Annotated in this window: 12 protein-coding genes; 3 read left to right on the forward strand and 9 right to left on the reverse strand. The window is 61.3% G+C overall.

Annotation, left to right across the window (positions count from 1 at the left end; genetic code table 11):
* Positions 1-65 precede the first annotated feature (65 nt).
* Positions 66-1,271, reverse strand: coding sequence for an MFS transporter (locus AC1DU9_RS09030; protein ID WP_223461435.1), 1,206 nt, complete (start codon positions 1,269-1,271; stop codon positions 66-68).
* A gap of 235 nt (positions 1,272-1,506) precedes the next feature.
* Between AC1DU9_RS09030 and AC1DU9_RS09035 the strand changes: the two genes are divergently transcribed.
* Complete coding sequence (locus AC1DU9_RS09035) at positions 1,507-2,136, forward strand: hypothetical protein (protein ID WP_223461438.1); 630 nt, start codon at positions 1,507-1,509, stop codon at positions 2,134-2,136.
* A 64-nt stretch (positions 2,137-2,200) separates the two neighbouring features.
* Here the strand turns inward: AC1DU9_RS09035 and AC1DU9_RS09040 are convergent, their stop codons facing one another.
* The 8 genes from AC1DU9_RS09040 to gcl form a co-directional block, all read right to left on the reverse strand.
* Entirely contained in the window at positions 2,201-3,199 is a 999-nt protein-coding gene (locus tag AC1DU9_RS09040; RefSeq protein WP_223461440.1) for a sulfate ABC transporter substrate-binding protein, read from the reverse strand.
* A 91-nt stretch (positions 3,200-3,290) separates the two neighbouring features.
* A complete protein-coding gene (locus AC1DU9_RS09045) occupies positions 3,291-4,115 on the reverse strand; it encodes an ion transporter (RefSeq protein WP_223461442.1) in 825 nt (274 codons plus the stop codon).
* Positions 4,116-4,136: 21 nt separating this feature from the next.
* Positions 4,137-5,051: an urea transporter gene (locus AC1DU9_RS09050; protein WP_223461444.1), complete on the reverse strand. Its 915-nt coding sequence runs from the start codon at positions 5,049-5,051 to the stop codon at positions 4,137-4,139.
* Positions 5,052-5,212: 161 nt separating this feature from the next.
* Positions 5,213-6,628, reverse strand: coding sequence for a pyruvate kinase (gene pyk / locus AC1DU9_RS09055; RefSeq protein WP_223461446.1), 1,416 nt, complete (start codon positions 6,626-6,628; stop codon positions 5,213-5,215).
* The gene (locus AC1DU9_RS09060) at positions 6,618-7,898 is read right to left on the reverse strand and encodes a glycerate kinase type-2 family protein (RefSeq protein WP_477810016.1); all 1,281 of its coding nucleotides are present in this window, start codon (positions 7,896-7,898) and stop codon (positions 6,618-6,620) included. The genes pyk and AC1DU9_RS09060 overlap by 11 nt, the downstream gene beginning before the upstream one ends.
* A gap of 159 nt (positions 7,899-8,057) precedes the next feature.
* Positions 8,058-8,951, reverse strand: coding sequence for a 2-hydroxy-3-oxopropionate reductase (locus AC1DU9_RS09065; protein ID WP_223461450.1), 894 nt, complete (start codon positions 8,949-8,951; stop codon positions 8,058-8,060).
* Positions 8,952-9,106: 155 nt separating this feature from the next.
* Positions 9,107-9,889 carry a hydroxypyruvate isomerase gene (gene hyi, locus AC1DU9_RS09070; RefSeq protein WP_223461452.1) on the reverse strand — a complete coding sequence of 261 codons (783 nt, stop codon included), beginning with the start codon at positions 9,887-9,889 and terminating at the stop codon, positions 9,107-9,109.
* Between the two features lie 154 nt (positions 9,890-10,043).
* The gene (gene gcl, locus AC1DU9_RS09075; protein WP_108218690.1) at positions 10,044-11,819 is read right to left on the reverse strand and encodes a glyoxylate carboligase; all 1,776 of its coding nucleotides are present in this window, start codon (positions 11,817-11,819) and stop codon (positions 10,044-10,046) included.
* Between the two features lie 268 nt (positions 11,820-12,087).
* Between gcl and AC1DU9_RS09080 the strand changes: the two genes are divergently transcribed.
* Entirely contained in the window at positions 12,088-12,528 is a 441-nt protein-coding gene (locus AC1DU9_RS09080; protein ID WP_477810017.1) for a GlcG/HbpS family heme-binding protein, read from the forward strand.
* A gap of 108 nt (positions 12,529-12,636) precedes the next feature.
* Positions 12,637-12,758 (forward strand): transposase (locus tag AC1DU9_RS09085; RefSeq protein WP_477810019.1); only part of this gene is annotated, 122 nt, incomplete at its 3' end.

The following is a 12,758-nucleotide window of genomic DNA, read 5'->3' on the forward strand; positions in this document are numbered from 1 at the left end:
GCTCGCTCCCACAGGGATTGCAAAATACCTGTGGGAGCGGGCTTGCCCGCGATGCTTTTGAGACCTTACGCCGTCGCCAGCGCGGCCTTCGGCGAAACACTCAAGAACCGCAACAACGCCAGCAACGGAAACGCACTGCCGACGATCACGATCCACAACCAGCCGCCCTGTTCGTACACCGCGCTGGCCACTGAAGAGCCGAAGGCGCCGCCGATGAAGATGCTGGTCATGTACAGCGCATTCAGGCGGCTGCGGCTTTTGCCGTCGAGGGCGTACACCGCACGCTGGCCGAGGACCATGTTCATCTGCACGCAGAAGTCGAGCACCACGCCGGTCACGGCCAGGCCGATGACGCTGTAGGCCGGATGGATAAACGCCGGCAGAAAGCTCAGGCTGGCGAATAGCAGGGCCAGCAGTGACGCGATACGGGTGTGACCGGCATCGGCCAGGCGTCCGGCGATCGGGGCGGCAATGGCGCCGATGGCGCCCACCAGCGCGAAAATCGCGATCTCGCTTTGCGACAAACCATGGTTGCGCGCCAGTTCCAGCGGTACGGCGGTCCAGAACAGGCTGAAGGTGGCAAACATGCACCCCTGGTAAAACGCGCGCTGGCGCAGCACCGGTTGTTTGCGCAACAGCGTCCACAGCGAGCCCAGCAGCTGGCCGTAGGAAGCACTGTGATCAGGTTCACGCTTGGGAATGGTCACTGCCAGCACGATGCTGATGGCCGCCATCAACACCGCGGCAATCATAAACATCGCCCGCCAGCCGAAGTGGTCGGCCACCACACTGGACACCGGCCGGGCCAGCAGAATGCCGAGCAACAAACCGCCCATGATCCCGCCCACCACACGGCCACGGGTTTCTTCCGGCGCCAGGTGCGCGGCCAGCGGAATCAGGATCTGCACCGAAACCGAACTGAACCCCACCAACAGCGAAATCAGCAAAAACACATTCGGCTGGTCGGTGAACGCCGCCCCCAGCAAGCTGCCGATCGCCACCAGCGTGGTGATGATCATCAACCGGCGGTTCTCCAGCAAATCCCCCAGCGGTACCAGGAAGAACAACCCCAGCGCATAGCCGATCTGAGTCAGGGAAACGATCAGGCTGGCCATGGTGTTGGTCAGGCCGATGTCCGGCGCGATCAGGCCGATGATCGGCTGCGCGTAGTAAATGTTGGCGACAATAGCGCCGCAGCAGAAGGCGAACAGCAGCACCATCCCTGGGGTCATTGTCGCAGTGCCGTGGGGCACCTGGGTCGCTGGGTTCATAACGGTTCTCGCTGTACGAAAAGGAATGCGCGCAGGCTAATGGGCTGACTGAAACGGCGGAAGTGGGATTGGAGTGATAGCAATCATTCCATTGCGGAATGACTGACGGACGCGTGTGTCGTCCGTCGTAGAGCCTTGCGTCAGAACTATGCAGGTGAATGATACATTCACTTACACCTTGTTCGATAGCGTGCTTATGTTCTCTCTTCCTGTCACACCACCGGAGGGTCGTCCCATGAAGATGAAGTTTCGTCAGCTGATTCGCTGCGTTTGTGTCGCTACCGTGATCAACGTATTGAGCGTTGGCCTGGTCCAGGCCGAGGATGCGCCGGGTATGCGAATCGGGGTGCGCGGAGAGATCACCGGCGTCAGCCCGGACATTCTGAAAGTCCACGCCAACAGCGGCGACAACGTGGTGATCAATTTGACCAGGGACACCAAGGTCCGCGCCGTGACCCTGGCCAACATCGAAGACATCAAGCCCGGCAGCTACATCGGCTCTGCGGCCATTCCTCAGGAGGATGGCACCCTCAAGGCCCTTGAAGTTCATGTTTTCCCGCCGGAGCTGGCCGGCAGTGGCGACGGTCATCGGCCCTTCGATCTGGTCAAGGGCAGCAGCATGACCAACGGCAGCGTCGGCGACCTGGTGGTGAGCAGCGGTAGGGTGCTGACCGTCAATTACAAGGGTGGCCAACAGAAGATTCTGGTGCCGGAGGACGTACCCATCGTCAACCTGGTGCCGGCCGATCGCAGCCTGTTGAAGGTGGGCGTGAAGATCGTGACCTTTGTCACGCAGGGCGCTGACGGCACGCTCACCGCTCAATCCATCTCGGCGGGCAAGGATGGCGTGACGCCGCCGATGTAGCAGACCACTGCAGATCCTCTGTGGGAGCGAGCTCGCTCCCACAGGAGTTGCAGTGTTCAGGCCATCACTGACCGTTGTAGATCTGGTCGAAAACCCCGCCATCATTGAAGTGGGTCTTCTGCACGGTGCGCCAGTCACCGAAGGTCTTCTCGACCGACAGGAAGTCCACTTTCGGGAAGCGGTCGGTGTACTTGGCCAGCACGGCCGGGTCACGCGGGCGCAGGTAGTTCGCCGCCGCAATCTCTTGCCCTTGCGGTGACCACAGATATTTCAGGTATTCCTCGGCGGCGGCGCGGGTGCCTTTCTTGTCGACGGTCTTGTCGACCACCGACACCGGTGGCTCGGCTTCGGCGGAGACGCTTGGGTAGATGACTTCGAACTGATCACGGCCGAACTCGCGGGCGATCATTTCCGCTTCGTTCTCGAAGGTCACCAGCACGTCGCCGATCTGGTTGGTCATGAAGGTGGTGGTAGCGGCACGGCCACCGGTGTCGAGTACCGGCGCTTGCTTGAACAGCTTGCCGACGAAGTCTTTGGCCTTGTTCTCGTCGCCGCCGTTTTTCAGCACGTAGCCCCAGGCCGAAAGGTAGGTGTAGCGACCGTTACCGGAGGTTTTCGGGTTCGGGACAATGACCTGTACGCCGTCCTTGAGCAGGTCCGGCCAGTCTTTCAGGGCTTTCGGGTTGCCCTTGCGCACGATGAACACGGTGGCGGAGGTGAACGGCGCGCTGTTGTTCGGCAGGCGCGTGACCCAGTTGTCCGGCACCAGTTTGCCGTTGTCCGCCAGGGCGTTGATGTCGGTGGCCATGTTCATGGTGATCACGTCAGCCGGCAGGCCGTCGATGACGGAGCGCGCCTGTTTGCTGGAGCCGCCGAAGGACATCTGCAGGGTAATGTTCTCGTTGTGCTCGGCTTGCCAGTGTTTCTGGAACGCAGTGTTGTAGTCCTTGTAGAAATCGCGCATCACGTCGTAGGAAACGTTGAGCAGGGTCGGTGCAGCCTGGGCGATGTTGCCCAGGGCCAGGCCTGCGGCGAGAAGCGAGGCGCCAAAGAGTTTTTTCACTGCGAATTCCTTGTTCTATTAAAAGTGGGGCAATTTGCCAGCGACTATAGCCGGGCTCGTTTAGTCCCTTAAAGATTAAAAAGCACTTTGCTTATTCCTGTTTCTTAAACAGTGCGTTGCCGCAACGCGAGCAGAACGACGCCTCGGGTTCGTGGCTGTTTTTCGCACACACCGGGCAGTCGTGCTGCAGTTGGCCGCCACGCATGGCCGTGGCCAGTTCGGCGGTGAAGATCCCGGTGGGCACGGCGATGATCGAGTAACCGGTGATCATCACCATCGACGAGATGACCTGGCCCAGTGCGGTCTTGGGCACAATGTCGCCGTAACCGACGGTGGTCAACGTCACGATAGCCCAGTAAATGCCCTTGGGAATGCTGGTGAAGCCATGTTGCGGGCCTTCGACCACATACATCAGGGTGCCGAACACGATGACCAGCGTGCAGACGCTGAGCAGGAACACGAGGATTTTCTGTTTGCTGCCGCGCAGGGCATCGAGCAGGTAATGGGCTTGCTTGAGATACGGACCGAGCTTGAGCACGCGGAAGATCCGCAGCATCCGGATGACCCGGATGATCAGCAGGTACTGGGCATCGCTGTAATACAGCGCGAGGATGCCGGGCACGATGGCCAGTAGATCCACCAGACCATAGAAGCTGAACGCGTAGTGCAGCGGTTTGGGCGAGCAGTACAGGCGCAGGATGTACTCGCCCAGGAAAATTATCGTGAAGCCCCACTCGATGTACGCAAGCAGGTTGGCGTAGTTCTGGTGGACGTCATCGATGCTGTCCAGAATCACCACCACCAGGCTGGCGAGGATGATCAGCAACAGGCTGGTGTCGAAGCGTCGCCCGGCGACGGTGTCGGTCTGGAAAATAATCACGTACAGGCGATTACGCCACGTGTCGTTGCTGTTCATGCACATCGCCTTGGCCGCAAATCAGCGCAGCCTAGGTTGATTCTCCCCGGGAGCGCAAGGCGCGCTTTCGACCGTGGCTTTGCCGAGCATTTGCACGACGCTGCGGATCAGCCAGCAGGCAAGAATGAACGGAGCGGTCAGCGTTGGCAGACCGATGGCGGCAAACACCGGCGTCAGCAACAGCGCCAGGCCAATGCCAACCAGCGGCAGCCACGGTTGGCGACGCTGCGAGCTGAAGGCGAGGGCAGCGAGTACGGCGTTATAGCCACCGAGGCCGAGCAGTGCGGTGTAGAAGTCGTGGTGCAGCAGGCTCCAGCCCATGCCCGCGACAGACGCCAGCACTGCCCAACAGAATGCGCGGCGATCAGCGATCAGCAAACCGGCGGCAATCATCGCACCGGCCAGCGGATGACCGAGGAACATCACCTGGCCAATGCCTTTGAGGGGGGCGGCGAGCATGTTCAGGGTGCTGACTTCGATCAAGTGCGCCTCTGTCGAGGGCGTGGCGAAACACAGCAGCAACCAGCCCAGCCCGACGAAGGGCGCGGTGTAGGCGGGCAGGCATTGGCTGAACCGGACGCGCTTGAGCCACTGCTGGGTGACCATCGCGCTCAGGCCTCCGGCGGCCAGAATCAGTGGCGGCATCATCGCCGACCAGGGGAAATACAGGCTCAGTAACAGTCCGAGCAGGACGCCGTTGTAGCTGAACAACCCGGCCTGACGATCAGCCTTGGCATAGTTGCGGCGTTGCGCGGTGAACAGCCCGGCGACACCTCCGAGCAAGGCGCCGCCGAGCAGGGCGGGCGCAGTGAACAAAATGGCCAGGACGCACAGCAGACCGCACAGCGGATTGCGCTGGAGAAAGATCTGGCTGAAGCCGTTGAGCAATGCTTCGGCCCAGTCGGGGCAGTGGGTGTTGAAATGGTTGGCAGGCATGGCAGTTCTGAAAGTCAGTGGGACCGAGTTGGTCGAGCGCGACCCCGGCTGATCGCGAGCAAGCTCGCTCCCACATTGAGTCTTTGCTCAGTCATTGTATTTGTGTCGTACACAAATCAACTGTGGGAGCGAGCTTGCTCGCGATGAGGCCGGTACAGGCGCTAGATCAACGTCTCGATACGCAAAGAGTTAGTCGACCCCGGTTGCCCAAACGGCACACCTGCTGTGATCAACAGTGTGTCGCCACGCTGCGCCATGCCCTGGGCCTGGGCGATCTCCAGTGCCGTGGAGCAGACTTCATCGACCTGCCGCAGGCGATCGTTGACTACCGAGTGCACGCCCCACGCCACGCTCAGGCGACGGGCGGTCTGCAGGTTCGGTGTCAGGTTGAGGATCGGCACCGTCGGCCGCTCCCGCGCCGCGCGCAGGCTCGACGCGCCGGACTCGCTGTAGTTGACCAGCACCGCCACCGGCAAAACGTTACTGATGCGGCGAATGGCGCAGCTGATCGCGTCGGAAACGGTCGCCTCGGCTTTCGGTCGGCTGACGTCGAGTTGAGTCTGATAGTCCGGACCGTTTTCCACCTGGCGGATGATCTTGCTCATCATCTGTACGGCTTCGAGCGGGTATTCGCCGGACGCGGTTTCCGCCGACAGCATCACCGCATCCGCACCTTCGGCCACCGCGTTAGCGACATCGGTGACTTCCGCGCGGGTTGGCGCCGGTGAGAAGCGCATCGACTCCAGCATCTGCGTCGCCACCACCACCGGCTTGCCGAGCTGGCGGCAGGTGCTGATGATGTTCTTCTGGATCTGCGGCACGCTTTCGGCCGGCACTTCCACACCCAAGTCACCACGGGCGACCATGATCGCGTCGCTCAATTCGGCGATCTCGCGCAGTTGTTCGACGGCCGAGGGCTTCTCGATCTTGGCCATCAGGAACGCCTTGTCGCCGATCAGGGAGCGGGCTTCGCGGATGTCATCGGGACGTTGCACGAACGACAGCGCCACCCAGTCCACACCCAGCTGCAGACCGAAGGTCAAGTCGCGGCGATCCTTGGCGGTCAGCGGGCTCAGGTCGAGCACCGCTTGCGGTACGTTCACGCCTTTGCGGTCCGACAGCTCGCCGCCATTGAGCACGGTGGTGTCGATGGCGTCGGCGTACTTGGTCACTACCCGCAGGCGCAATTTTCCGTCGTCCAGCAGCAGGTCCATGCCCGGCTCCAGTGCGGCGATGATTTCCGGGTGCGGCAGGTTGACCCGGCGCTCATCGCCCGGCGTGGCATCCAGGTCCAGGCGCAAGGCCTGGCCGCGCACCAGTTGCACCTTGCCTTCGGCAAACTTGCCGACCCGCAGTTTCGGGCCTTGCAGGTCCATCAGAATGCCCAATGGATAATTCAGCTGGCGCTCGACTTCACGGATCCACTGAAAACGCTGGGCGTGGTCGGCGTGATCGCCGTGGCTGAAGTTCAGGCGGAAGATGTTGACCCCGGCCAGCACCAGCTCACGGATGGCGTCGATGCCGTCGGTAGCCGGGCCGAGGGTGGCGAGGATTTTGACCTTTTTATCAGGCGTCATGTTTGGTGCTCTCAAGGATCAGAATGGCGCGGAAGTCGTTGACGTTGGTGCGGGTCGGCTCGGTGACGATCAGGGCGTCCAGCGCCTCGAAGTAGCCGTAACCGTTGTTGTTGTCCAACTCGTCGCTGGCGCTCAGACCCTTTGCTGCAGCGCGGGCGTAGCTGTCCGGGGTCATGATCGCACCGGCGTTGTCTTCGGAGCCGTCGATGCCATCGGTGTCGCCGGCCAGCGCGTAGACGCCGGACAGCCCTTTGAGGCTGTCGGTCAGACTCAGCAGGAACTCGGCGTTGCGCCCGCCACGGCCATTGCCGCGCACGGTGACGGTAGTTTCACCGCCCGAGAGAATCACGCAGGGCGTCGCCAGTGGTTGGCCGTGCAGGACGATTTGTCGTGCGATGCCGGCGTGGACTTTCGCCACCTCGCGTGATTCGCCTTCAAGGTCACCGAGGATCAGCGGACTGAACCCGGCCTGACGGCATTTCACTGCCGCCGCTTCAAGGGATTGCTGCGGGCGGGCGATCAACTGGAAATGACTGCGGGCCAGGCTCGGGTCGCCGGGTTTGACCGTCTCCGACTCGGGGCTTTGCAGCCAGGCGCGCACCGAGGCCGGAACCTCGATGGCGTAGCGTTTGAGGATCGCCAGAGCTTCCGCCGACGTGCTCGGGTCGGCCACGGTAGGGCCGGAGGCGATGACCGTGGCGAGGTCGCCCGGCACATCGGAAATCGCGTAGGTGTAGACAGTGGCCGGCCAGCAGGCCTTGCCCAGGCGGCCGCCCTTGATCGCCGAGAGGTGCTTGCGCACGCAGTTCATCTCGCCGATGGTCGCGCCCGACTTGAGCAGGGCTTTGTTGATCGACTGCTTGTCGGCCAGGGTGATGCCGACCGCCGGCAGGGCCAGCAGGGCAGAGCCACCGCCGGAGAGCAGGAAGATCACGCGGTCGTTTTCGCTGAGGTCGCTGACCAGTTCCAGCACGCGCTTGGCCACGGCCAGGCCAGCAGCGTCCGGCACCGGATGCGCGGCTTCGACCACTTCGATTTTTTCGCAAGGGGCGCCGTGACCGTAGCGGGTCACCACCAGGCCAGAGACTTCACCCTGCCAGCAGCGCTCGACCACTTGGGCCATGGCGGCGGCGGCTTTGCCGGCGCCAATGACGATCACGCGACCGCTGCGGTCGGCAGGCAAATGGGCTTCGAGGACTTGTTGCGGATGCGCCGCGTCGATGGCTGTGGCAAACAGCTCGCGCAGCAATTGTTGCGGATCGACCGACATGGCGGGCTCCCGGAATTCTTGTTATTCGAAAGGGCAACTCTGATCTCTGTAGGAGTGAGCCTGCTCGCGATCCAGGCACCGCGGTGCATCAGGTACACCGCGGTGATTTCATCGCGAGCGGGCTCACTCCTACAGGTTTGAAGCGGTGTGGGGCAGGGCTTATTTCTTATCGCGAATCGAGAAGTTCGCCATGTGTTCCAGACCCTTGATCAGCGCCGAGTGGTCCCAGTTGCTGCCACCGATGGCCGCGCAGGTGCTGAACACTTGCTGGGTGTTGGCGGTGTTCGGCAGGTTGATGTTCAGCTCCTTGGCGCCTTGCAGGGCCAGGTTCAGGTCCTTCTGGTGCAGGCTGATGCGGAAGCCTGGATCGAAGGTGCCCTTGATCATGCGCTCGCCGTGTACTTCGAGGATCTTCGAGGACGCGAAACCGCCCATCAGTGCTTCACGCACCTTGGCTGGATCGGCACCGTTTTTCGAAGCGAACAGCAGGGCTTCTGCCACCGCCTGGATGTTCAGGGCCACGATGATCTGGTTGGCCACCTTGGCGGTCTGACCGTCGCCGTTGCCACCGACCAGGGTGATGTTCTTGCCCATGGCCTGGAACAGCGGCAGTGCGCGTTCGAAGGCGTCGGCATCGCCGCCGACCATGATGCTCAGGGTCGCAGCCTTGGCGCCGACTTCACCGCCGGATACCGGGGCGTCGAGGTATTGCGCGCCTGTTTCGTTGATTTTGGCCGCGAAAGCCTTGGTGGCGGTCGGCGAGATCGAACTCATGTCGATGACGACTTTGCCTTTGCCAACACCGGCGGCAACGCCATCGGCGCGGAACAGCACGTCATCGACCTGCGGGGTATCCGGCACCATGACGATGATGAATTCAGCTTCCTGGGCGACTTCTTTCGGGTTCGCCAGGGCAACGGCGCCAGCGGCGATCAGGTCGGCAGGCGCAGGGTCGTGGTGGGCCGACAGGAACAGGCTGTGACCGGCTTTCTGCAGGTTCGCTGCCATTGGGTGGCCCATGATGCCGGTGCCGATAAATCCGATTTTAGCCATGAGAAAATCCTCTTGTTTTTATTGCTGCTTCAAGCAAATAGGGGAGTACTGCTTTTGTGGGAGCGAGCTTGCTCGCGATTGCGGAGTGCCAGTCAACATAGATGTTGGATGTGCCGGCCTCATCGCGAGCAAGCTCGCTCCCACAGGGATTTGTGTCAGATCGCGTTATGGGTTTTCAACCAGCCCAGGCCCGCTTCAGTGGTGGTCAGCGGCTTGTATTCGCAACCGACCCAGCCCTGATAACCGATGCGGTCCAGGTGTTCGAACAGGAAGCGGTAGTTGATTTCACCGGTGCCTGGTTCATTGCGCCCCGGGTTGTCCGCGAGCTGCACATGGTTGATCTCGCCCAGGTGCGATTGCAGGGTGCGGGCCAGATCGCCTTCCATGATTTGCATGTGATAGATGTCGTATTGCAGGAACAGGTTGGCGCTGCCGACCTGCTCGCGAATCGACAGGGCTTGCGCCGTGTTATTCAGGTAGAAGCCTGGAATGTCACGGGTGTTGATCGCTTCCATCACCAGCTTGATACCCGCCGCGTGCAGCTTGTCGGCCGCGTACTTGAGGTTGGCGACGAAGGTCTTCTGCGCGGTGGCATCGTCAAGGCCCTGCGGACGAATACCGGCCAGGCAGTTGACCTGGGTGTTGCCCAGCACTTGTGCGTAAGCGATGGCCAGGTCGACACCGGCACGGAACTCTTCAACCCGGTCCGGCAGGCACGCTATACCGCGCTCACCCTTGGCCCAGTCACCGGCCGGCAGATTGAACAGCACTTGGGTCAGGCCGTGTGCGTCGAGCTGGGCCTTGATTTCGGCGGAGCTGAAGTCGTACGGGAACAGGTATTCGACACCACTGAAGCCGGCCTTGGCGGCCGCTTCGAAACGGGCGAGAAAGTCCTGTTCGGTGAACAGCATGGACAGGTTGGCTGCGAAACGCGGCATGGTGGTCTCCTGAGTATGTATGGTGAGCGGCCCCGGATCCCTGTGGGAGCGAGCTTGCTCGCGATAGCGGTGTGTCAGTCGACATGAATGCTGAATGGCACTACGCAATCGCGAGCAAGCTCGCTCCCACAAGATGCGGGAACGATCCTACAAGTTAATCAAGCAACGAAATCGCAGTCGGTGCGTCGTCGCCGACCAGCGCCAGGTCTTCGAACTCGTTGACGGCGTTGATCTCGGTACCCATGGAAATGTTGGTCACACGCTCCAGAATAATCTCGACGATCACCGGCACCTTGAACTCTTCGATCAGCTCCTGGGCCTTGCGCAAGGCGGGCTGGATCTGAGCCGGTTCGAACACACGCAGCGCCTTGCAACCGAGGCCTTCGGCCACCGCGACGTGGTCGACACCGTAACCGTTGAGTTCCGGGGCATTCAGGTTGTCGAAGGACAGCTGCACGCAGTAGTCCATGTCGAAACCGCGCTGTGCCTGACGGATCAGACCCAGGTACGAGTTGTTCACCACAACATGAATGTACGGCAGCTTGAACTGCGCACCCACGGCCAATTCCTCGATCATGAACTGGAAGTCATAGTCCCCCGACAGGGCCACGACTTTACGGTTCGGATCAGCCTTGACCACGCCGAGCGCTGCCGGAATGGTCCAGCCCAACGGGCCTGCCTGACCGCAGTTGATCCAGTGACGCGGCTTGTAGACGTGCAGGAACTGCGCGCCGGCAATCTGCGACAGACCGATGGTGCTGACGTAGCAGGTGTCTTTACCGAACACCTGGTTCATTTCTTCATAAACCCGTTGCGGCTTGACCGGCACATTGTCGAAGTGAGTCTTGCGTTGCAGGCTGGCTTTACGCTGCTGGCAGTCTTGCAGCCAGGCACTGCGGTTCTTCAGCTTGCCGGCGGCTTGCCATTCGCGAGCGACTTCGATGAACACGGTCAGCGCGGCAGCGGCGTCGGAAACGATGCCCAGGTCCGGAGTGAACACGCGGCCGATCTGGGTCGGTTCGATATCAACGTGAATGAACTTGCGGCCTTCGGTGTACACGTCAACCGAACCGGTGTGGCGGTTGGCCCAACGGTTGCCCACGCCGAGCACAACGTCGGATTTGAGCATGGTTGCGTTGCCGTAGCGGTGCGAAGTCTGCAGACCAACCATGCCCACCATCAGTGGATGATCGTCCGGGATGGTGCCCCAGCCCATCAGGGTCGGGATAACCGGAATGCCGGTCAGCTCGGCGAACTCTACCAGCAGGTCGCTGGCATCGGCGTTGATGATGCCGCCACCGGCCACCAGCAATGGACGCTCGGCCTGATCCAGCATGGCCAAGGCTTTTTCCACTTGAACGCGGGTAGCGCTCGGCTTGGCCAGCGGCAGTGGCTGATAGGCGTCGATGTCGAACTCGATTTCGGCCATCTGCACGTCGAACGGCAAGTCGATCAGCACCGGGCCTGGACGACCGGAGCGCATTTCGTAGAAGGCTTTCTGGAACGCGTAAGGCACCTGGCCCGGTTCCATGACGGTGGTCGACCACTTGGTGACTGGCTTGACGATGGTGGTGATATCGACAGCCTGGAAGTCTTCCTTGTGCATACGGGCGCGGGGTGCCTGGCCGGTAATGCAAAGGATTGGAATCGAGTCGGCCGAGGCGCTGTAGAGCCCGGTGACCATGTCGGTACCGGCAGGGCCGGAAGTGCCGATGCACACGCCGATGTTGCCGGCCTTGGTGCGGGTGTAGCCCTCGGCCATGTGCGAGGCGCCTTCAACGTGGCGAGCGAGTACGTGATCGATGCCGCCGACCTTTTGCAGGGCGGAGTACAGCGGGTTGATGGCGGCACCCGGGATGCCAAAAGCGGTATCGACCCCTTCACGGCGCATCACCAGAACGGCGGCTTCGATTGCTCTCATTTTGCTCATGGTTTTGTGCCTCTTTACGTTTTGTAATTGTATACAAGTGGCTTTGCGCAGAGTGTATTCACGGCGGACGGCGCAGGTCAATCCATTTTCTCAAGCGCTTGTTTCATTCGTCGGAAGCCCGTTCTGCTGTGGCTTTTCGTCGCATGTGGCGCCTTTCGAGAATTATTGTATACAAAAAAATAATTCATTGTGTTCTATTTGTTGCATCTGGCTGCGGCACAACGGCGCAGCCCACCGGCTTTCCGAAAAACAAAATGAGGACGGCACCATGAGCGCTTTAACCTTGAAAGTCGCAGTCAACCTGGTCAACGAGGCCATCACCGCAGGGCGTGCAATCGCTGCGGCACCCTTGACCATTGCGGTACTGGATGCCGGCGGGCATCTGATCACCCTGCAACGCGAAGACGGCGCCAGCCTGCTGCGCCCGCACGTCGCCATCGGCAAAGCCTGGGGCGCCATCGCGCTGGGCAAGGGTTCACGCCTGCTGGCGCTGGACGCCCAGCAACGCCCGGCGTTTATCGCCGCGTTGAACAGCCTGGGGCAGGGCAGCGTGGTGCCGGCACCGGGTGGTGTGCTGGTTCGCGATCAGGAAGGAAATGTGCTGGGGGCGGTGGGGATCAGCGGCGATCTGTCGGATGTTGATGAGCAGTGCGCGATCAATGCCATCGAGGCGTTGGGGTTGGTGGCGGATGCGGGGGTTGTGGCTTGATCGGCAGCGCCTGACCTAATGCCATCGCGAGCAGGCTGAACTGGCCTAATGATTTTGGACACTTCAATCGGGCGCTATGATGGCGCCCAAATCTGAGGTGTTTTGGCTATGCGTAAATCTTATTCCAGTGAGTTCAAACTCAAGGCGGCGAGCATGGTGCTGGACGAGGGACAGTCGGTTCCCGAGGTCTGCGCCAGCCTGGATATCGGTCCTACGGCCCTGCGCCGCTG

It is taken from the genome of Pseudomonas sp. P4_C1 (assembly GCF_056402155.1).

Excerpts from the sequence above, each read along its gene's own strand:
- AC1DU9_RS09060 (WP_477810016.1), bottom strand. The coding sequence starts at position 7,898 with ATGTCGGTCGATCCGCAACAATTGCTGCGCGAGCTGTTTGCCACAGCC.
- AC1DU9_RS09065 (WP_223461450.1), bottom strand. The coding sequence starts at position 8,951 with ATGGCTAAAATCGGATTTATCGGCACCGGCATCATGGGCCACCCAATG.
- pyk (WP_223461446.1), bottom strand. The coding sequence starts at position 6,628 with ATGACGCCTGATAAAAAGGTCAAAATCCTCGCCACCCTCGGCCCGGCT.
- AC1DU9_RS09050 (WP_223461444.1), bottom strand. The coding sequence starts at position 5,051 with ATGCCTGCCAACCATTTCAACACCCACTGCCCCGACTGGGCCGAAGCA.
- AC1DU9_RS09080 (WP_477810017.1), top strand. The coding sequence starts at position 12,088 with ATGAGCGCTTTAACCTTGAAAGTCGCAGTCAACCTGGTCAACGAGGCC.
- hyi (WP_223461452.1), bottom strand. The coding sequence starts at position 9,889 with ATGCCGCGTTTCGCAGCCAACCTGTCCATGCTGTTCACCGAACAGGAC.
- AC1DU9_RS09030 (WP_223461435.1), bottom strand. The coding sequence starts at position 1,271 with ATGAACCCAGCGACCCAGGTGCCCCACGGCACTGCGACAATGACCCCA.
- gcl (WP_108218690.1), bottom strand. The coding sequence starts at position 11,819 with ATGAGCAAAATGAGAGCAATCGAAGCCGCCGTTCTGGTGATGCGCCGT.
- AC1DU9_RS09035 (WP_223461438.1), top strand. The coding sequence starts at position 1,507 with ATGAAGATGAAGTTTCGTCAGCTGATTCGCTGCGTTTGTGTCGCTACC.
- AC1DU9_RS09045 (WP_223461442.1), bottom strand. The coding sequence starts at position 4,115 with ATGAACAGCAACGACACGTGGCGTAATCGCCTGTACGTGATTATTTTC.